The organism is Pseudoalteromonas sp. 2CM28B (genome assembly GCF_023161935.1).
Genome location: NZ_JALNTH010000023.1, coordinates 95,274 through 115,642, shown reverse-complemented (window position 1 = coordinate 115,642; position 20,369 = coordinate 95,274). Strand labels below are relative to the sequence as shown.

At 40.4% G+C, this 20,369-nt stretch carries 19 protein-coding genes and 2 pseudogenes; 14 read left to right on the top strand and 7 right to left on the bottom strand.

The annotated features are described in order from the left end of the window. Window positions 1-228: 228 nt before the first annotated feature. Together MTN96_RS24155 and MTN96_RS24150 are read left to right on the top strand one after the other, a co-directional pair. Window positions 229-984, top strand: coding sequence for an SDR family NAD(P)-dependent oxidoreductase (locus tag MTN96_RS24155; protein WP_004586289.1), 756 nt, complete (start codon window positions 229-231; stop codon window positions 982-984). A 187-nt stretch (window positions 985-1,171) separates the two neighbouring features. Next, window positions 1,172-1,963 (top strand): class III extradiol ring-cleavage dioxygenase, encoded by a 792-nt coding sequence (locus tag MTN96_RS24150; protein ID WP_248532932.1) that lies wholly within the window; start codon window positions 1,172-1,174, stop codon window positions 1,961-1,963. Between the two features lie 115 nt (window positions 1,964-2,078). Here MTN96_RS24150 and MTN96_RS24145 read toward each other — a convergent pair whose 3' ends face one another. The 3 genes from MTN96_RS24145 to MTN96_RS24135 form a co-directional block, all read right to left on the bottom strand. Next, the gene (locus MTN96_RS24145) at window positions 2,079-2,705 is read right to left on the bottom strand and encodes a DJ-1/PfpI family protein (protein ID WP_248532931.1); all 627 of its coding nucleotides are present in this window, start codon (window positions 2,703-2,705) and stop codon (window positions 2,079-2,081) included. Window positions 2,706-2,845: 140 nt separating this feature from the next. Further along, window positions 2,846-3,322 (bottom strand): hypothetical protein, encoded by a 477-nt coding sequence (locus MTN96_RS24140; protein ID WP_138685417.1) that lies wholly within the window; start codon window positions 3,320-3,322, stop codon window positions 2,846-2,848. Window positions 3,323-3,517: 195 nt separating this feature from the next. Continuing rightward, window positions 3,518-3,943 carry a hypothetical protein gene (locus MTN96_RS24135; protein WP_248532930.1) on the bottom strand — a complete coding sequence of 142 codons (426 nt, stop codon included), beginning with the start codon at window positions 3,941-3,943 and terminating at the stop codon, window positions 3,518-3,520. Between the two features lie 479 nt (window positions 3,944-4,422). Here MTN96_RS24135 and MTN96_RS24130 point away from each other — a divergent pair, with 479 nt between their 5' ends. The 8 genes from MTN96_RS24130 to MTN96_RS24095 all read left to right on the top strand — a co-directional run bounded on the left by MTN96_RS24130 (window position 4,423) and on the right by MTN96_RS24095 (window position 15,001). Next, window positions 4,423-5,100 (top strand): haloacid dehalogenase type II, encoded by a 678-nt coding sequence (locus tag MTN96_RS24130; RefSeq protein WP_248532929.1) that lies wholly within the window; start codon window positions 4,423-4,425, stop codon window positions 5,098-5,100. A 365-nt stretch (window positions 5,101-5,465) separates the two neighbouring features. Next, complete coding sequence (locus tag MTN96_RS24125; RefSeq protein WP_248532928.1) at window positions 5,466-7,004, top strand: aspartate aminotransferase family protein; 1,539 nt, start codon at window positions 5,466-5,468, stop codon at window positions 7,002-7,004. Then, the gene (locus tag MTN96_RS24120; protein WP_248532927.1) at window positions 7,004-8,323 is read left to right on the top strand and encodes a lysine N(6)-hydroxylase/L-ornithine N(5)-oxygenase family protein; all 1,320 of its coding nucleotides are present in this window, start codon (window positions 7,004-7,006) and stop codon (window positions 8,321-8,323) included. The genes MTN96_RS24125 and MTN96_RS24120 overlap by 1 nt, the downstream gene beginning before the upstream one ends. Then, a complete protein-coding gene (locus MTN96_RS24115; RefSeq protein WP_248532926.1) occupies window positions 8,320-9,498 on the top strand; it encodes an MFS transporter in 1,179 nt (392 codons plus the stop codon). The genes MTN96_RS24120 and MTN96_RS24115 overlap by 4 nt, the downstream gene beginning before the upstream one ends. Window positions 9,499-9,523: 25 nt before the next feature. Continuing rightward, complete coding sequence (locus MTN96_RS24110; protein ID WP_248532925.1) at window positions 9,524-11,872, top strand: GNAT family N-acetyltransferase; 2,349 nt, start codon at window positions 9,524-9,526, stop codon at window positions 11,870-11,872. Beyond that, entirely contained in the window at window positions 11,865-12,503 is a 639-nt protein-coding gene (locus tag MTN96_RS24105) for a hypothetical protein (protein WP_248532924.1), read from the top strand. The genes MTN96_RS24110 and MTN96_RS24105 overlap by 8 nt, the downstream gene beginning before the upstream one ends. Then, on the top strand, window positions 12,487-13,566 hold the full coding sequence (locus MTN96_RS24100) for a heparan-alpha-glucosaminide N-acetyltransferase domain-containing protein (protein WP_248532923.1): 1,080 nt from the start codon (window positions 12,487-12,489) through the stop codon (window positions 13,564-13,566). The genes MTN96_RS24105 and MTN96_RS24100 overlap by 17 nt, the downstream gene beginning before the upstream one ends. 232 nt (window positions 13,567-13,798) lie before the next feature. Beyond that, window positions 13,799-15,001: a multidrug effflux MFS transporter gene (locus MTN96_RS24095; RefSeq protein ID WP_054982121.1), complete on the top strand. Its 1,203-nt coding sequence runs from the start codon at window positions 13,799-13,801 to the stop codon at window positions 14,999-15,001. A gap of 64 nt (window positions 15,002-15,065) precedes the next feature. Here the strand turns inward: MTN96_RS24095 and MTN96_RS24090 are convergent, their stop codons facing one another. Beyond that, complete coding sequence (locus MTN96_RS24090; RefSeq protein ID WP_248532922.1) at window positions 15,066-15,935, bottom strand: LysR family transcriptional regulator; 870 nt, start codon at window positions 15,933-15,935, stop codon at window positions 15,066-15,068. 114 nt (window positions 15,936-16,049) lie between these two features. Here MTN96_RS24090 and MTN96_RS24085 point away from each other — a divergent pair, with 114 nt between their 5' ends. The 3 genes and pseudogenes from MTN96_RS24085 to MTN96_RS24075 form a co-directional block, all read left to right on the top strand. Beyond that, the gene (locus MTN96_RS24085) at window positions 16,050-16,550 is read left to right on the top strand and encodes a lactoylglutathione lyase family protein (protein WP_248532921.1); all 501 of its coding nucleotides are present in this window, start codon (window positions 16,050-16,052) and stop codon (window positions 16,548-16,550) included. A 217-nt stretch (window positions 16,551-16,767) separates the two neighbouring features. Then, window positions 16,768-17,006: pseudogene (locus tag MTN96_RS24080) on the top strand (GNAT family N-acetyltransferase); the annotation flags it as partial. A gap of 164 nt (window positions 17,007-17,170) precedes the next feature. Continuing rightward, window positions 17,171-17,368: pseudogene (locus MTN96_RS24075) on the top strand (GNAT family N-acetyltransferase); the annotation flags it as partial. A gap of 35 nt (window positions 17,369-17,403) precedes the next feature. On the opposite strand, the gene MTN96_RS24070 reads toward MTN96_RS24075, so the two are convergent. After that, window positions 17,404-17,814 (bottom strand): hypothetical protein, encoded by a 411-nt coding sequence (locus tag MTN96_RS24070; protein WP_248532920.1) that lies wholly within the window; start codon window positions 17,812-17,814, stop codon window positions 17,404-17,406. A gap of 21 nt (window positions 17,815-17,835) precedes the next feature. Next, entirely contained in the window at window positions 17,836-18,318 is a 483-nt protein-coding gene (locus MTN96_RS24065) for a DUF2938 domain-containing protein (RefSeq protein WP_282452101.1), read from the bottom strand. 166 nt (window positions 18,319-18,484) lie between these two features. Here MTN96_RS24065 and MTN96_RS24060 point away from each other — a divergent pair, with 166 nt between their 5' ends. Next, window positions 18,485-19,369 carry a LysR family transcriptional regulator gene (locus MTN96_RS24060; RefSeq protein WP_248532918.1) on the top strand — a complete coding sequence of 295 codons (885 nt, stop codon included), beginning with the start codon at window positions 18,485-18,487 and terminating at the stop codon, window positions 19,367-19,369. Between the two features lie 251 nt (window positions 19,370-19,620). Here MTN96_RS24060 and MTN96_RS24055 read toward each other — a convergent pair whose 3' ends face one another. Further along, window positions 19,621-20,205 (bottom strand): TetR/AcrR family transcriptional regulator, encoded by a 585-nt coding sequence (locus tag MTN96_RS24055; RefSeq protein ID WP_248532917.1) that lies wholly within the window; start codon window positions 20,203-20,205, stop codon window positions 19,621-19,623. Window positions 20,206-20,369: the final 164 nt, after the last annotated feature.

Below are 20,369 nucleotides of genomic sequence, written 5' to 3'. Positions count from 1 at the left end.
TCCACACATCGCATTTTTGCACAGTTAGTGAGTTTTTATAGCGTTATAAACACATTTTTTTGCGTAAATAACTATTTATTTACAACAAAATGGAGTTAATACGTGCTACTGCAGCAATCACGCTTCTTTTTATCCATTCTAACGCCAAGTCGGGTTTATTAATAATGCAGTATCGCTGTACGTGAATAAGCACGCTTATATTTTTATTAATGACTAAGAGATAAAGCCATGAAAAGATTAAACAACAAAGTAGCCATCGTTACTGGTGCAGCACAAGGTATTGGCGCTGCTTATGCAAAAGGTTTAGCTCAACAAGGCGCTAAAGTTGTGCTTGCTGATTTAGCCGACCCAAGCGCAGCTGTAGCTGAAATTATTGCCGCTGGCGGCCAAGCAATAGGCTGCAAAGTAGATGTAACGAATAGTGAATCGTTAGATGCCATGGTAAAACAAACCGAAGCTGAATTTGGCCCGGTTGAAATATTAGTTAACAATGCTGCTATATTTGCTGCGCTTGAGCTTAAACCATTTTGGGAAATATCTGAAGACGAATGGGATTTAGTTATGCGCGTAAATGCACGTGGGCCTTTTCAGTGTACCAAAGCAGTGTTGCCTAGCATGCGTAAATTAGGTCGTGGTAAAATCATTAACATTGCATCGGGTACATTTTTACGCGGTGCACCTATGTTTTGCCATTATGTGGCATCTAAAGGCGCGGTTGTTGGGCAAACACGTGCGTTGGCCACTGAGCTTGCTAACGATAATATTTTAGTTAACTGCCTATTAGTTGGCTTAACCGAAAGCGAAGGCGTTAAAAATAACGCACAGTTTGATAAAGCTAAAAATAGCACACTAGGCTCACGAGTAATTAAACGTGCAATGGAGCCTGAAGACTTACTTGGCCCTATTTACTTTTTAGCCAGCGAAGACAGCGATTTTATGACCGGACAATGTATTAACGTTGATGGTGGCGCAATTAACTACTAACACGCCTTTATTGCTTATTTAGTGTTAATTTAAAAGCCGATGTTTACGCATCGGCTTTTTAACGAGGGAGCAAATAAAAATCAGTTTAACAATACTGTATTTATAATATCTCAATGGGCGCTTTATTTATTAACAAAATAAAAGCCAATAAAATAAGGGTATATTAATAAAACCCTTAGGTATTACCATGGCTCAACCTGCACTATTTATCTCTCACGGTTCACCTATTATGGCCGTACAGCAATCGCCAACGTCCGACTTTTTAAAAGCGCTTGGCAAGTCACTCAACACGCCACGCGCTATTGTTATATTTTCGGCGCACTTTGATATGGCTAACGATGAAGCGGCTCAAAATATTGTAATAACCGCAGGGCAAGCGCCTGAAACCATTCATGACTTTTATAATTTTCCTGCGCATATGTATAACATTAAATACCCAGCTCCAGGACATCCTGAACTTGCGGGTAATATTGCAACGCTATTTAAAAATAAAGGCATTACAGCAATACTCGATGAACGCCAAGGCTGGGATCATGGTGTATGGATACCACTGCGCTTAATGTACCCGCAGGCAAATATTCCTATTGTACAAGTATCTATAAATACTCAACTAGGCGCAAAAGCCATGTATGAATATGGGCAGTTACTTGCCCCACTTCGTGACGATAATATATTAATTATTGGCTCTGGCGGCATTAGCCACAACCTACGAGAAGTGTTTAAAACCCCTGCTACACCTAACCGTGTACAAATGGTAAAAGCGTTTACCCAATGGGTTGAGCACGCGCTTTTAGCGCAAGACACACCCGCACTTTTAAATTACTTAACCGATGCACCCCATGTGTTATTTAACCACCCTACCCAAGAGCATTTTTTACCACTCTTTGCTGCTATGGGCGCAGGCGGCAAGCAAGTTGAAAAACTTTTTAGTGATATTGAAATGGATATTTTAGCGCTTGATACCTATGAGTTTTATTAATTTTAATCAGTCCAGTGCAAGCGCCTTTGGTTTTTTAATCAAAGTGTAATGGGGGTTTACAAAGAGGTGTTGGGTTAAGAGCAGCAAAGCCCAACATAAAGTTATAAAGTGGGCTTTAACGCAGCTTTTTAATGTAATTAGGTCTGGCGCTATCTTTATGCGCGTCACCATAAATAATTGGTGACGGATAGTATTCTGCGTCTAACTGTATGGTGGAGGCAACATCATCATCAAAATAATTGGCAATAAAAGCAAGGCACATATCCATACCTGCTGAAACACCCGCACAAGACCAAATATTGCCATCTTTTACAAAGCGATCTTCAACTACGGTTACAGTGTTATCTTTTTTAAGGTGCTCTAAAAAAGCCCAGTGGGTGGTTACTTTTTTATGCTTAAATAGCCCCGCTTTTTGCATTAAATACATACCAGTGCAAATAGATAAAACACTGTGGCAGTTTTCAGCTGTTTTTTTAAGGTAATTAATAACGTCAATATCTTCCATTGCTATACGTGCACCACTACCGCCAGGTACAAATAATACATCGGGCTGCACTGGGTCAGTAAAATGATAATCGGCACTAAAACGCATGCCGTGCTCACCTGAGGGAGTCATAGAATTTAGCGATATTAATTTGGGTTTTTCACATAGCCCCTTTTCTGCCAGCAGACCTATTAGTTCCCATGAACCAACTAAATCCAGCTCTTCAACTTTGTCATAAATTAAAAAATATATTTTCATACTATGTTATTTAGTCCTTTAATTTGTATCATTTTTAAATAATTTCCCTAACAGGGCTTTCACATAACTGAGGGAGCCTTTTTATTTAAGCTATAGAGCCAGAATTTTATGCGTTTATTAAATCATTACTTGGGTCAATTTTATTTTTTTGGGCACATTTCTCTTCCTGTTGGGTCTGTGCCTAAAACACTCTCATAAAGGCCACTTAATTCTTTAATCGGCCGGCCTTCATCATCGGTTATAAATAACCCCCAATTTACATATTCGTTATCTTCAACAACTTCTGGGTCATCCATTAGGTAAGTCATACTAAATATCATTTCTGCACCAATACATCGAGCGAACTCTGTAATCGCATTTTTGCTAACACCTGCGTCTATCATTTCTTTGATGGAGTGCATCATTCCGCTGTATGGGCCATTATCAGTTGGATCATAATTTTTTAAGATGTGCTGAATCCATTCATCGTTGTCTGGAACGACATTACTCCACGCACCCTTTAAAAATAAAAACCTAGCCAGCTGAGGGATACCTTCTTCTATTTCGCTCTCTGCCCACTGCTCAGGGTTAGAAGCTCCAAACTTTCGAAAGGTTTCGGTTAACTCTTGTTTGTTCATTACGGGTACTCTAATTAGTTGTTAGATTTGGTTATAAACAATCTACTTTCACTTAATTTGTGATTCCACATAGCTTTAAAAAGTCATGTCGTTGTAGGTACAAGTGATCAATTAATTTTTACCACTGTTTTAGGATCTTTGTATCTAGCCTCTGGTTTATTTGGCTATAAAATAGGGGAGCTAGATGAGTCGTAATTACCTTCGATAGTCGTCATCTGAGTACTTATGAAGTAATCTACTTTTATAACCAGAGCCTGTGAGAAGGTCTTTTAGAAAGTTATCAAGATATATATTGTCAGCTTCTGTATTTGATACTGGGTTTGTCTTTGAAAAAAATAGAGTCCATGCGCAATCTTTCTGCTCAGCAAACCTGTATACACCTCTGAGATCTGTATTAGGTAGTATATCAAAATACCATCTAGGAGACTCTTTTATAAATTGCCCATATGTGTACTCAAGTTGCGGATCGCTCGATGGATCATCAATATTTTTGATCCCACCTTTATCCTTCCATTTGTATAATTTTCTGTAGCCCTTTTCAGCTAAATAAGTATTAACGTTTTTAACTATATCTTTTTCATCACTACGGTCGCATATTAAACCATACTCAACAGCATCCATTTGAGACTCCATGTGTTTTAAATATTGGCATTTGTATTTATACAAAAGCTAGTTGCTCGAACTTATTGAAGGTCAGCATTTTCGTAACTATCTTATAGTTATAATTTTGGAGTTCCAAGCGTTTGTTAAACTTTAAATCCCTAATTAATGCTTGTTGATTTTTACAATAACTCTAATAGTTTTATTATGACTTTATTCCACCGCTAAATTTACAACAATTGCGAACTTTAATTTAAAAGGTATTAGTTTTTAGCTCTTAGATTGAGTTAGACCTGCCTTAATTTGTGTCCTCTTACCCAAAATTAATTATGGGCGGCTACTAAAATGATCATCCATATAGATAAAATCCTTTCAATTATTATGATTTTAATGCTCTAACTTTTAAAACAGATAAGCTTTGTTAATTTGAGCAACCGTTCAAAGTAAGTTAAGCTCAAAACGATTAACTTACAAGCATCTTAAAATTATTGGGAGCAAAAATGGCAACCACACTCGCATTTGACGTATACGGTACGCTTATAAACACTCACGGCGTGCTGTCTTTACTTGAAGATATGATAGGCGATACCGCGCAAAACTTTTCAAATACATGGCGCGAAAAACAATTAGAGTATTCGTTTAGGCGTGGGTTAATGCAAAACTATATACCGTTTTCGTTATGTACCAAACATGCTCTCGATTACGCGTGTTTAGCGCACAAAACGCAGCTTAGTGATGATCAAAAGCAGCAACTGCTTGAGCAGTATAAAATTTTACCCGCCTTTGACGATGTTAAAAAAGGCCTTGAGCAACTTAAAGCGCAAAATTACCGATTGTTTGCATTTTCTAATGGCGCTGCTGATGCGGTAAATAAATTGCTCGAAACTGCAGGTATTAGTGAGCTTTTTGAAGGCGTTGTAAGTGCCGACGATATGAAAACATTTAAGCCAAACCCAGGTGTTTACAGCCATTTCTTACGCGAAACAAATTCAACGGGCGCAAACACGTGGCTTATTTCGAGTAACCCGTTTGATATTACCGGCGCTATTTCACATGGTATGCGCGGAGCATGGATAAAACGCTCTGAGGATTCTATTTTTGATCCGTGGGAAATTCAGCCAACCACCGTAGCCACCGATCTAGTGGATTTAAAAAATAAGCTTGAAGATATCAATTAAGCTGCATTTTTACTGTTATATCCCTCTTTAGCACTTAAGGTTTAACCGAGTTGTAAAGGGGGCTTACTTCTTATAGTGGTACTGCCCACTTATAATACGTTAGCTTTTAGCTACCCCCCATTTCTCAACTCTTATATTTAAACCATCGCACTATTTTACAAACTGTCATTATTTAGTACGCATCTTGGCACCTTCTCATAGCTCATTTTATACACTTTGTTAGTTTTAAAAGTAATTCCTTATAACTAATCAGTCACTCCTAATTGTGAAAATAAACCTATATCTAACCCTTAATTATTATTGTAAATGCAAATTGTTACTATTAAGATCCTCAACCCCAATACAAGTACAACCAAGGAGCGAATATGTCACAATTACAATCGGCGCAGCTCAGCCCTGTCAAAAATAAAGCATTATTTGAGCAAAGCGGGTTACCTCCTCAATTTAATCTCGATCAGTTTATTAACTACCAAATAGCGTCGTTGCAGGGGCTTTCGGCTGTACAACAAGCTATGGCTAAAGCGCAAAAGCCGTTTTCTGGCGTGTCTGTTAATACGCTTGCCGCGACTGTAAATGATGTAGATTTAGCCAAACCTCTTGCTGATTTTCCTGCAGTATTAAACGAGCTTAAAAGTGTGTATTTAGATCACGCTGTGTATTTTCATCATCCGCGTTATATGGCGCATTTAAATTGCCCCGTTACTTACCCTGCAGTTGTAGCAGAGCATATCATTGGCGCAATCAATACCTCGGTAGACACCTGGGATCAAAGCGCTGGCGCGACCCTTATTGAACAAAAATTAATTGATTGGAGCTGTGAAAAAGCAAAGTTACCTAGCACTGCCGATGGTGTTTTTACCAGTGGTGGTACGCAATCGAACTTAATGGCCATGCTTGTTGCTCGCGAAGTCGCAGTGAGCCGCTATGCACCTAATCATGAAGTAAAACTGCAAGGCTTGCCTGAAGTGGCCTCACGTTTTCGTATTTATTGCTCTGAGGTTGCGCATTTTAGTATTCAAAAGGCTGCGGCATTACTGGGCCTTGGTTATAACGCGGTAGTGCCCGTGGCTACAAACAATAAAATGCAAATGGATATGGACGCACTTAACCACGCAATTGCGGATTCTAAAGCTAAGGGCGATTTACCTATCGCTGTGGTAATTACCGCAGGTACAACCGATTTTGGCTCAATTGACCCTGTTGAAGACATAGCAAAACTTGCTAAAAAAGAGCAGCTTTGGTGCCATGTTGACGGCGCATACGGCGGTGGTTTATTGGTGAGTGAGCATCACCGAAGTGCTTTAAACGGCATAGAACAAGTAGATTCAATTACCATTGATTACCATAAATCGTTTATGCAACCGGTTAGCTGCAGTGCTTTTTTATTAAGTGACAAACGCCACTTTAGCCATATTACCCTTTACGCCGACTATCTAAACCCGCTTGCTGAGGCCGGCAATGGCACACCAAATTTAGTTGATAAAAGCTTACAAACCACACGCCGTTTTGATGCCTTAAAACTGTGGTTAACACTGCGCACCATGGGCGAAGCGCCACTAGGGCGAGCGTTTGATAAAGTAATTGGCCTTGCTCGTCAAACCCACATTGTACTTAACGACCACCCAGATTTTGAAGTTATAAATTACCCAGAACTTAGCGCATTGGTATTTCGCTTTGCGCCAGAGGAGCTAAAACATAACCCCGATTTACTCGACACCCTAAACCTGCACGTACGCCAAACATTCTTAAATACTGGTGAAGCCATGATTGCGCGCACCAAAATTAACGGCCGTCATTACCTTAAATTTACGTTACTTAATGCCCAGTGCCAATTGAGCGATGTGCGCGCCGTGCTTGAACAAATTAGCACTATTGCGTGGCAAACGTACAAGGAGCAAAAATAATGAGTAACCAACCTTATGACTTTATAGCCATTGGCCTTGGCCCATTTAATTTATCGTTAGCGTGTTTAAGTGAGCCGCTAGAGGGCGTTAAAAGCTTATTTTTAGAGCAGCGTAGCCAATTTGATTGGCACCCTGGAATGATGCTAGAAGGTGTTACCTTGCAAACCCCGTTTATGTCTGACTTGGTGACCCTTGCAGACCCTACCAGCAAGTACAGTTTTTTAAATTATGCCAAGCTTAATAATCGCTTATACCCATTTTATATTCGCGAGAGCTTTTTTTTACTGCGTAAAGAATACAACCTCTATTGCCAGTGGGTGTGCTCGCAGCTTAGCAACGTAAGCTTTGAGCAAAGTGTAACTCAGGTTGAATTTTGCCAGCAAAGTGAGTGCTATACCGTTACCTGTAAAACCCCAAATGGAGAGCAACACTATGTTACACGCCACTTAGTGCTTGGCACTGGCCCTGCCCCATACATTCCTGATTGCGCAGTGCAAAGTAATTCTAATAACGTACTGCACAGTAGCGATTTTTGCCACCGCCTTGATGAGCTAAAAGCAGCTAAACGCGTTACGGTTGTAGGAGCTGGGCAAAGTGCGGCTGAAATTTATCACACCTTATTACAACAAGCCGTGCCACAAGGTTTACAACTAGATTGGATAGCGCGTTCGCCGCGTTATTTTCCGCTGGAATACACTAAACTCACCCTTGAGATGACCTCTCCTGAGTATGTTGATTACTTTTATAATTTAAAAACCGAGCAACGAGATTGGCTTAATCAAAATCAAAAAAACTTATTTAAAGGCATTAATGGCGATTTAATTAATGACATTTTTGACACCCTTTACGCGCAAAGCCTAGATGGGCCCATTTCTACCACATTTAAAACTAACAGCAAGCTTACTAATACACGTAAAAGTGCTGGTCGCTTAGTCACTGAGTTTTATCATCAAGAGCTAAATGAAGCCTTTGAAATAAAAACCGATTACTTAATTTGTGCCACAGGCTTTAAATACAAGCGCCCTGCTTTTTTAAACCCCATTGCACAGCAACTCCCAGAAGATGAACAAGGCCGCTATTTAGTTAGCCGCGAGTATGCGGTAGACACCGACCAAAAACGTATATTTGTACAAAATGCAGAGCAGCACACCCATGGTTTTGTAACTCCCGATTTAGGCATGGCGTGTTATCGCAACAGTATAATTTTGCGCGAAATACTCGGTTATGCGCCGTATCAGGTTGAACAAAAAATTGCTTTTCAGTGTTTTGATTTAAGCGATGTAGAAACCCATTCACAGCAAAAGAGTAACGCCGCATGAGTTTACGTTTAGCGCTTATTTTGCTTACGGTTATTTCGGTAGTGTGCGACACCTTATTACTGCCGTTTTATCCGCAATTTTTTGTCAGCGAATTTTCTGTAAGTAACCCCACACTTATTGGCGTGTTTGTAGCTAACTGTTGTATTACCGTTATGCTCGCGCTGCCCCTGTGGGCAAAGGTTGCCAAAAAATACCACGAGCTGGCTCTTTGGCTTGTAACGCAAGTGATTGCCGCCTGCTTTGGTTTGCTTTGTTATTTTGCAACTAACGTGTGGGAATTTTGGTTTTATTATCAGCTTATGTTGGTGCTCAAAGCCAGTTACCTGCTTATTTACCCGTTTGCACTGCGTTTAGAGCAGCAAAGTAAGCATCTTTCTATTATTGGCTTGTTTTCGGTACTTATGCACTTTGGTGCTATTGGCGGCGCGTTAGTGGGCGGGTACTTTTTTAGTATAAATGCACCGCGTTATGCATTGTTATTAAGTGCTGCGGGCGATGTTATACAAGTGCTGTTGTGTGCCTATTTAATGGTGAGCTTAAAGTTAGGTATTTATCAGCAAGCGATTGAAAGCGAAAAACCACGTACTCGTACACCGTATTTTATTTGGCAATTTTGCTTTATAAGCGTGGTTGTTTACTTTAGTGCGTTTTTAATTAGGCCGTTTTTTACTACCCATTGGCAAGGAATGAGCGCACAAAGCAGTGCATTCCAAAGTGCGCTTGTGTACGCCATTCCTGCTTTTGCAGCCCTACTTATGCTGTTGTTTAACCACTTTCGGCAGCACTTACCTTTTCCTACGCTTAGCCGCACCAGTACATTGTTGTGTGCTCTTATTTTTGGCGCTATTGGGCTTTATTTACAGGCGCAAGAGTCGGTGTGGTTAGTTGTCAGCTCTCGCGTTTTATACGGTATAGCGCTATTTCAGGTCATGGTTTTATTAGAAGTGATGCTATTTGCTAAAAGCGAGCCTGCTCACTACGGCAGTGATTTTGCCAAAGTGCATGTTGCGCAAAATATTGGCGTTATTTTAGCGTCGTTATTAGTGGGTATGAGTGTGGAATATTTTAATACCACCGTGCCTTTTTACTTTGCTGCCATTGGCTTTGCAAGCCTTGGCGCTATTTTGCTATGGCGCGTTAAATTTGTTGGTCAAGCTGCACACACAGCCACTTAATAATTAAAAAGATTTAGGAGTTTTTATGTATTTTTCATCTTTTGTAACCACGTTACAACACACAGGTAATGTGACTATGCGGTTACTACAGCAAAGCGATATGCCCATAATTTGCCAGTGGCTTACACTGCCTTACGCCCATTTTTGGGGTATGAGCAAACACACCCCCGAGCAAATGTGCAGCGCCTACCAAGATATACTTAACAACCCGCACCATCATGCCTATGTTATTGAGCAAAATAATGAGCTACTTGCTTTAGTTGAGCTTTACAGCCTAAAGCACGACAAGCTACTCGCAGCTGCCTATGAGGTAATGCCAAACGATACCGGCATGCATATTTTACTTGCCCCAAATACACAGCCTAAACGCCATTTTAGTTTTGAAATAATGCAGTGCGTATTGCACAGTATTTTTACTCATAATGCCGATGCACGCGTAGTAGTAGAGCCCGATATTGGCAATAGTAAAATTCATACCTTAAATAAGCGTTTAGGCTTTGTGCATACTAAGCAAATAACCCTTGGTGATAAAAACGCCTACCTTGGGTTTTGTAATAAAGCTGCATTTGAAACGCATGTTAATTTACATCACAAAGCGCAAACGCCAATAAACACCGACTATGTAAAGTTTGACCACTGGCAGTGGGCTAACAGGCACTTACAAAGTAAAGCCATTAGCGAACTGGTACACGAGCGCTTATTGGTTGCAGAGCAAACCCCACAAGGTTTTAAAGTAAATATTGAAGGGGGTTATTTTATATTTAATGGCCGTGCTATGGCGCTTAATCACATAGATATAGACGAGCCAAGCTTATGCTTTTATAACCTTAATAATGAGCAAGCAGAGCTTGATGTACTGCACTTTTTTAGCGTGCAAGGCCCTGCGCTGGGTTTAACTGGCGAGCGTTTAGCCACCTACCTTGAAGAGCTTAACGCCACACTTGCGAGTGCCTGTTATAAACGCGAAAACAACACTCTTAGCGCAGCCGAACTTGCGCAATTAGGGCTACAACAAATAGAGGCCGCAATGAGCGAAGGCCATCCCGCGTTTGTGGCTAATAATGGCCGTATTGGTTTTAGCAAAACCGACTTTTTACGCTATGCGCCAGAGGTGGGTAAACCGTTTAAAGTATTGTGGTTAGCGGCGCATAAAACAGTATGTGATTTTGCTTATAGTGAATACTTTAGTGATTACCCAAGCCATATTAGTGGTGAGCTTGATTTAACTACCCGTGATGCATTTAACAAAGCGCTAAAAACGCAAAACCTAAACCCTGACGACTACCTATTTATGCCTGCCCACCCGTGGCAATACCAACATAAATTAAGTGTGGTGTTTGCCAACGAGTTTGCCAATAACCGCTTAGTTTATTTAGGTGAAGGCGACGATTTATATCAAGCGCAGCAATCTATTCGCACATTATATAACTGCTCACATCCGCATAAACCTTATTTAAAAGTAGCGCTGTCTATTTTAAATATGGGCTTTATGCGCGGGCTTTCGCGCGCTTATATGGCGGTAACCCCGGCTATAAATGATTGGGTATTTAATAAAGTAAACTACGACCCCACGCTTAGCGCGTGCAATTTTACTGCACTAAGAGAGTACGCCACCTTAGGGTATGCGCATCATACCTTTGAGCAAAGCGCATTGGGCGATACACCGTATCGTAAAATGTTTGCCTGTTTATGGCGCGAAAACCCAAACCATAACTTACAAAATAATGAGCAACTCACCACCATGGCCGCATTGCTGCACCTAGATAACAACGGTAAAAGTATGGCAGGTGCATTAATAGATCAAAGCGGTTTAAGTACACATGCTTGGCTGCAACACTATTTTAACGCCTATCTTATCCCGTTAGTGCATTGTTTTTATGCCCATAAATTAGTGTTTATGCCGCACGGCGAAAACCTTATTTTAAAACTTAAAAATTCAGTCCCTGTGGGCGCTTACATGAAAGACATAGGCGAAGAAGTCGCGCTGCTTAATAGCACTGAACCTTTACCTGAGGAAGTGTCGCGTATTCATATTGCTATGCCAAAAGAGCTTGAGTTACTGAGCATATTTACCGATGTATTTGACTGCTTTTTTAGATACCTAGTGGCTATTTTAGTAAGAGAAGAGCGTATTACCGAGCACGACTTTTGGCACGGCGTTGCGCAAAGTGTTAAAGCGTATCAACAGGCTAACCCTGCCTTAAATGCGCGTTTTAAAGAATATGACTTTTTTAGTGATGAATTTGCACACTCTTGCTTAAACCGCTTACAGCTTGGCAATAATAAGCAAATGGTTGATTTAACCGACCCAGCAGGCAGCTTACAGTTTGCCGGAAGTTTAAATAACCCGGTATCGGCAAAGTTGTATGGCTAAGCCAGTAACCCTTGCGCACTTTTTATTTTGCCCAAGTGAGCCAGCTACTGCGGCTCACCCAAGCTTAGATTTAGTGCGCACATTAGCGATTCATTGCAAGGCGCATTACCCACATGCGCCTGGGCAATTTATTAGCCGCCATTTGTATTTGCAGCTTTGTTGGCAAACTATTTATGCCTATTGTTTTTGGCATACTTCTAAACAAAATGCACATAACCCCATGCAATTACAGCTTAAAATTAATGGCGCTTATAGCCGAGGGTTTAACCTCAGCGGTGCGCCTATATTAAGTAAAGCCGAGCAAAACACTGCACTTATTGAGTTTTTTAGCTGTGTAGGTAAGTGGATAAATAGCGATTATGCGCTGGGTAAAAAAGAGCAAGGACGCTTATTAATCGACACCCTTAACAGCGCATTTGAGCGCGCCCATAGCTTAAATTTAGCAAGCGCTGATCACACTACACATTGCCATCAGCAGCTACACAATTTAATCAGCAATCACTTTAATTTAAACACCCCATTTAAATTAACGGCCGATCGCTTAACGTGCTGTCGTTATTATTTAGCAGGTTATAAAAAATGCCAAACCTGCCCTAAAAAGGATATTAGAACCAATGAACACACGTCTTAAAACGATAGACCTTGCCCGAGGTGCGAGCGTTTTTATTATGATTTTGGTACACACCCTATGGATGTACTCGAGCACAACGCTTCAAAGTGAGAGCCTATTTGGCGCTGTTATTCATATACTTGGCAAAGGCACGGCCTCGTTTTTAGTGGCAATGGGGCTGTCTATGGCGCTTTCGCGCAGGCAAACCCCCATGTTATTAATTAAGCGTGGTATACAGCTTTTACTACTTGCCTATTTAATGAATGTGGCAAAATTTTGGCTACCCATTGAGGTATTTAATACCATGCCCGAGGCATTTATAAATGCCTATGGCTGGCAAAGCCCGCTCAGTGCTGGGCAGTTACAATTTATGGTGTTAACCGGTGATATTTTACAACTTGCTGGGGTGAGCTTAGTGCTGTTTGGTGCGCTTAATATTGCCCGCTGGAAAACCACATGGATTGCATGTTTAGCCGTGGCTATTGCACTTGTAAGCCAGTTTGTTAGGGGGCAGCAGTTTGCGCTTTCGCCTTATATTAGCGATTTGTTTTTTGCTAATAACTACCAAGTTTATTTTCCGGTATTTCCATGGGTAAGCGCTATATTAACCGGCTACGTGCTTGGGCGTGTATATATAAATAGCCAGCATAATGCAGCGTATTTATTTAATGTGTGTGCAAAGTTAGGGGCCGCATTATTAGTGATTGGTTCAGTGTGGTTATTTATTGATTTTAAAGGCCAGTTTGGTAACTTTTTTCACTTAAATGGCGGCGGTATTATTTATTTAGTGGGTTTAAATTTATGTGCATTAGCCTTAATAGAATATGCCATTGCCAATAAATTTAATGGCCCTATTACACGCGCTCTTTTATATGCGAGCAAACATGTAACGGCCCTTTACATTATTCAATGGGTGCTAATTTGCTGGCTTATGGGCGTGTTTGGTTATCATACCCAGTCGCTTTGGCCAACGTTGTGCTTAATGGTACTTATGAGCTTATTAATCTTTGCAGTGCACAAAGTGTATTTGCAAGCTAAGCAAACCATACTCGCTATTAAGCAAAAGCCTAAGCGCACAGCATAAATTAAACACTCTGGCTATTACTGGTAAAGTAATAGCCAGCCATAAAAAACGAACATAAAAAATGAGCAATATACACATGGGCTAAGAGTATATAAAATCTACTTATAACGTGGAGCATACAAAAGGAGTCTATTAAGTAGGTAATGAGTGCAGTCGTGCTTTGCATTTACCACGTTATTTATAAGCAAGATTGTGTATTAGTCAGTTATTTTGTTTTTTTTTGGAGTTTAGTTTGAAAGTAGAGCAGCCTGTATTAGGCAAAACTGGCACGTTAATTTTTTTAGTAATTATTAGTGCATTTCCCCCTTTAACTACCGATTTATATCTTCCTGCTTTACCTACTATGGTAGAGAAACTAAATACTAACCAAGCCATGGTTAACTTAACACTTAGCGTATATTTTGCAGCCTACGCCATAGGATTATTGTTTTGGGGCCCATTAAGTGAAAAATTTGGCCGTAAACCTATTTTGCTTATGGGCCTTGGAATATACGTAATAGGCAGTGTGCTTTGTGCGTTATCTAATTTTGTAGAAATGCTTATAGGCGCGCGTTTATTACAAGCCTTTGGCGGAAGTGCAGTAACGGTTGTAGCCACGGCAATAGTAAAAGATTTGTACGATGGCCGCGAGCGAGAAAAAATTATCGCCACTATTATGTCGCTGGTTATTATTGCCCCTATGGTGGCGCCTGTGCTGGGCGCATTGCTACTAAAAATTGCTAATTGGCATATGATGTTTGCTGCTTTAGCCGTGTTTGGCTCTGTGGCTATGTTATTTACCTTTTTTTACCGCGAAACCTTACATACACGCTACGCCGGCTCTGTTTTTCAGTCGTGGGGGCGATTAGCTGTAGTAGTTAAAAACCCGCCATTTTTATCGCTATTGGCTGTTTTTACTATTGTGCCTATGGCGTTAATGTCGTTTTTAGCGGCGGGCTCTTATGTATATATCAACGGGTTTGGTTTGTCGGAACAAACCTTTAGTTACGCCTTTGCAGCGAATGCTGTGTGCGCCTCGTTTGGGCCAACAATTTATATGCGGCTTTCTAAACGTGTATCGGTAAAAAAAATAATTACTGCGAGTTTTTTAACCCTAACAGCATGCGGTATAAGTACCATTTTTATAGGCGGCTTATCGCCTTGGGTATTTGGTGCATTAGCAGCAATAGCTACCCTAACCGTTATTATTACCCGCGTGCCCGGTACTAATTTAATGTTAGAGCAACAAACAACGGACACGGGCTCTGCTGTGGCCGTTATTCAGTTTTGCTCTATGATTGCAGGCGCAATAGGCATGGCGCTTGTATCGCTTAACGCAGAAACATTAATTAAAAACTTAGGTGTTATTCAGCTAAGTATTGGCCTTATAGCGCTTACTTTATGGTTGGTATTTAAAAATAAGGCATATGTAAGCGCCTATATGTCTAAGGTTTAAACACGCTAAAACCCAAAAAGGCAGTACAGTAAATTAAAGCTGGCTGTACTGCCTTTTTAAAAAATTATTCCCCCGCTTTTATCGCCTCAATTACCGTGTGCATGCGCTTTGCCATTGGCCTGTTACGATGATGACACACATAAATATTTTCGCTGATTGGATTAGCTAAATGGTGCGTTTTTATAAGCGCTGGTTTATTAAATGCGCCCACCGCATAGGCAGGTAAAACAGTAAAACCTAGCCCTAAACTTACTGGTTCGAGTATTAAACTTATTTGGTTAGAAAACCCCGTACGCTTAATTTGATCAACATGTTCAAACTCATTGTAGTTTTCGCTAAGTAATAGCTGCGCGTGGTGTTTTGCATCGGGGTGGCCAATAAAGCCAAGCTCACATAAAACCTCCCATGTTGGGTTTTTAATATGTGCTGGAGTTACTAATAATAAAGCTTCTTGGCCAATTTTGTGGCTGGTAACTTCGCTAAGCGTGGGGGCTTGGGTTAAAAAGCCTATGTCGGCACTGTGGTTTGCCACCGCTTGCTCTACACTGGTATTAGGTGCAAAGCGATAATCAATATTAAGCTCGGTATGCTCAGCCTGTAATGCTAATAATTGGCTATAAAATTGTAGCCCACAGCTACCTGGCGATTGTATTTTTACTAGGCCGCTGTAAGGCGAGTCATCTTTTAATTGTTGTTCTAAAAATTGCCATTCTTTTAATAACAAACTGCCTTGCTGATACAAATTTTGCCCATGCACGGTAAGGGTAAATTGTTTGCCGTGGCGCTCTAATAGCGCGCAGTTTACTTGCTGCTCTAGCTTTTTAATATGCTGGCTTACGCCCGATTGGGTCATAAATAAGCGCTCGGCTGTTTGGGTAAAATGATTTACCTCAACCAACGTACAAAACGTGTTTAACCATGTCGGGTTTATCATTACAAAACGTACTCAAAATGATGATTAATGATAATTTTACTTAATAAACACGGGTTCGTAAACTAACTCCATCAACTAGTCACAAGATAAGTCACACGTTAAAGAGGAAGCATTATGAGTCATACATATCCACGTAGTTTTTCGCACATTGGTATTTCAGTACCAGATGTTGAAAAAGCCGTAGAGTTTTACACTAAGGTGATGGGCTGGTACATCATAATGGAGCCTACCGTGATCACTGAAGATAACAGCCCCATTGGCGAAATGTGCACCGATGTATTTGGTCCAAATTGGGAAAAATTTAAAATAGCGCACCTTTCAACAGGCGACCGTATTGGTGTAGAAATTTTTGAATTTAAAGACCAAGAAAACCCTAAAGACAACTTTGAATACTGGAAAACCGGTATCTTCCATTTTTGTGTACAAGACCCAGATGTTGAAGGCTTAGCGGAGCGTATTGTTGCTGCAGGTGGTAAAAAACGTATGCCAGAGCCACGTTACTACTACCCTGGCGAAAAGCCGTACCGCATGATCTACATGGAAGACCCGTTTGGTAACATCCTTGAGATTTACAGCCACAGCTACGAGCTTATTTACAGCGCAGGCGCTTACTAAATAGCACTTAGCTTAAAAAGTACTTAGCTTAAAAAGTACTTAGCTAAAAACAAAGGCCGCAGTATTTATTTACTGCGGCCTTTTTGTTTTAAATAGACTTGTAGATTATTAATTTGGCTAATATTGGGTGTATAAAAATCAACATCTTCATTTGATTGATTATAGGTACATACACTGATAGCTTACTAATTGCACAAAGTTGCTCTAAAGGAAAAACATGAATCTGTCACTGGAAGACATCACCGCCGATAACTATGAAGCCATATGCGATTTAGAGGTTGCTAAAACGCAAGAAGAATACGTAGCGTGTAATATGTGGTCGTTAGTTGAGGGGCACTATAATAGCGGGTATACCTGTAAAGCGTTTTCCTAAATGCTCTGCCAGTTGGCTTTTTTATGTGGGTACAAGAAACCCCTACAAAGGTTTCTATTTGGCGCTTTATGGTTGATCAAACTTATACCAACTCCAATAAATAGCTGCTCTATTTTACTTGCTAAAACAACCCATTTCTTTGTTTTAAATTTCGTAAAAGGGAACAACCATTTACATCAATTTACGCCTAGAACTGAATTGTTTTTTCGGCGTAAAATTTAGAACACATACTTAATGGAGTTGGTAGTATCAAAATAAAGGCGTTGGGCGCAAAGCACTGTCCATGGCAATTGAAGAGATTAAAACGACTTCTAAGCTTGAAAAAATCGAAATTTGTTACAACCCGCAAAACCCAATAGCTAAAAACATTTATACAAGCTTTGGGTTTGAGGAAGTTGGCCTCGATGAAGACGACATGTTAGCCGTTATTAAAATTAGCCGTTAACTCATTGATAAGTAGACCGCTAATTTTAGGGAATATTAAACCGTTTTAGCAGGTAACTTTGCGGCTGTTACTGCTAAATAAGTGAGCCCAATAATACCTGTTAGTGCAAAGGCCGATAAAATAAATGGGTCAACTAACAGGTTATCTTTAAATTCAAAGGTGCCTGCTGATATTTTTTTCCAGCCCATAAAGTGCTGATTGGCGGCCACTGTTGCGCCAAAAAAACCAATTACTAAAGCAAAATATTTGCCTATCCAGTGTGTAACCGCGGGCGTTATTAATAATAAACCTAATAGCCCAATTACAGAGCGCTGCACTCTACAATAGGGGCAGGCATACACAAAGCCTAATAAATCAGTGCTCCACGCAGCAATTGAAATAACAATAGCTATTAAGCCCACTATTTTAATATGCGTAGAATAGGTGCTTAAATTTAAAATGTTCATAGTCTGCTTTCCTACTTAAAATTATGCTAAAACCAGTGCGGTTAAAAACATACCTAAGCCAAATATGGTGTGCCCTACAAAGCTTTTTATGCGCGTAACGGTGGGGTTAGGTGTTTTTGCACCGGCCATACCCGCCCCCATGCCTGGCATCATAATAAAAAAAGGGGCAACTATGCCAAACCACGAAACAAGTAATGCAGGTAGTATGGTTGGCAAATCAAGCCACTGCGTGTTTACACACACCATTAATATTAACCCGTACGCTATGCCAATTAGGTAATGTACAACCCAACCAATGGCAAGCTCACCCGGTATTTTTTCGGCCTTAGGTAGTGCAGGCTGATAAAATTGCCCCGATTTCATATGGCCCACCCAGCGACCAACTAATCGCCAATTTGTGGCGGGTAAATCAAAAAACTTAGCGAGTAACCCCGCGTAAATATCTAACACTAGTGTGCCCCCTATACCTATTAATATAAAAGTATAGATAGAGTCGCTAAACATAGGCTGTATCTCCTGGTAATACGTTAAATGCTAGGTGTTTTGCTGGTGTGTATACATAGTACAACAGCAAAGTGCATAGACTTGAGTATGTAATGTGATAATATTACCAAAACACCATTATGAACACTAATGGTAAAAACTGGTTTTGGAATGAATATAAATCATAATGCTTGAACGTAATCATCTACACATTATTAAAGAGGTTAATCGCCTTAAAAGCGTGACCGCCGCGGCCGAGAGTTTAAACTTAAGCCAGTCGGCTGTGAGCCATACTATTGCTAAATTAGAGCGCCGATTTGGCGTAAAACTGTGGCACCGTAAAGGCAATACGCTGGTGTATTCTCAGGCGGGGCTGTATTTACTCTCGCTTGCAGACAAAATGGTCACCGAATTTGAGCACGCCGAGCGCGTACTGCAAGAGTTTGCCCAAGGCCGGCGAGGAATCATGCGTATAGGCATGGAATGCCACCCGTGTGAGCAATGGTTAATGGGCAAAATTCAGCAATTTTTAAAAGCATGGCCAGAGGTAGACGTAGAAATAAAAAGTGCCTTTAGATTTGATGGCATAGCAGCGCTAAAAGCCAACGAAATTGATGTGCTAATAACCCCCGACCCCGTCAATACAGAGGGCTTAAACTTTAGGTCTGTGTTTAACTACAATTTATGTATTGTCGTGAGCGAGCAAAACCCGTTATACAACAAAGAATTTGTTACAGCACAAGATCTCGAAAACCAAATACTTTACACCGTGCCCGTAGGCTACAACCGCTTAGATGTATATACCCGATTTTTAGACCCCGCTAACGTGCAACCCAAACGCAGAGTACCCATAGAAAGCACCGAAATGATGCTGCAATTAGTGTCTGCCAATCGTGGTGTGGCAGCATTGCCCGAGTGGCTGGTATCTTCGCACGAAAGCCGTTTAGGCATAAAAGGCATTCGCATAGGTAATAAAGGGCTGCAAAAAAGCGTTAATGTAGGCGTGCGCGATGACGACTTACAGCTTGATTATGTAAAAGGGTTTATAGAGTCAACCCGCTCAAATGTGTAAATGGCTTTGCTGTTAAATGTAAGGCGGTGAAGAGAATTAATAATTTGGGGGATTAACTTGAGCTGTTAGGTATATGCCAGTGTAGGTCGGATAAGCGAAGCGCCATCCGACACAGTAAAATACTTTGCCAATTATTACAGTATTTAATGTTGTTGAGTAGCTAGAGAGTGCCATTTTCAGAGGATCAGGAGCATGTTGTAGGCCGCCAAGGTTTGATCCTTTAGACCTATATGATTAACCCTTAACTCCTATTAAAAAGGATAATGCGTAAAAATATCGTCTATCATGGCACTAACCTTATTTTTGTCTTTATTAATTTTAGCAAAAGTACGTAAACCTGTTATTTGAATTTGTAAATGGGTAGCAAGATCTTCAGCATTTTTATTTTTATCCACCTCACCTAATGTCTGTGCTTCTTCAATTAATCTGACCAATGCTGAGGATATATTAACTAGATGTGCTTTCGTTACATCAATTAAATCTTGATTCTCATCTGTTAATTCTGAAATAGTTTTTGACAGCATACAAATGCCATTTGGAGCACTATTTTGTGACTCTACTATTATTAACTTCATAAAGGCTTTTAGTGCATGAAGTGGCGAATCATGTTCGTCTTTACATTGCTGTAATAGTGACAGGCTCATATCAGCATAGTTAGCTAAGGCTTCCTTAAATAAACCATCTTTATTACCAAATGCTGAGTATATGCTACCGGGGCGAAGGTCTACCGCGTCTTGCAAGTTTCGCATTGATGTTGCATGAAAGCCTTTCTTCCAATAAAGATTGGTTGCCTTATCTATCACTTCTTGGCGATCAAATGTTGTGGTCTTTGCCATAACTTCACCTAAAAACATTAAATGAACAGTCGTTCAATTATAGTTATATTTTATCTTTAGGTAAAGTTAAACTCAGCAGAGGTGACTTCTAATAAAGCAAAAATATTTCAAGACAAATATCCATTTAAATACAATAGATTATATTTACATATTTAAAATAATTG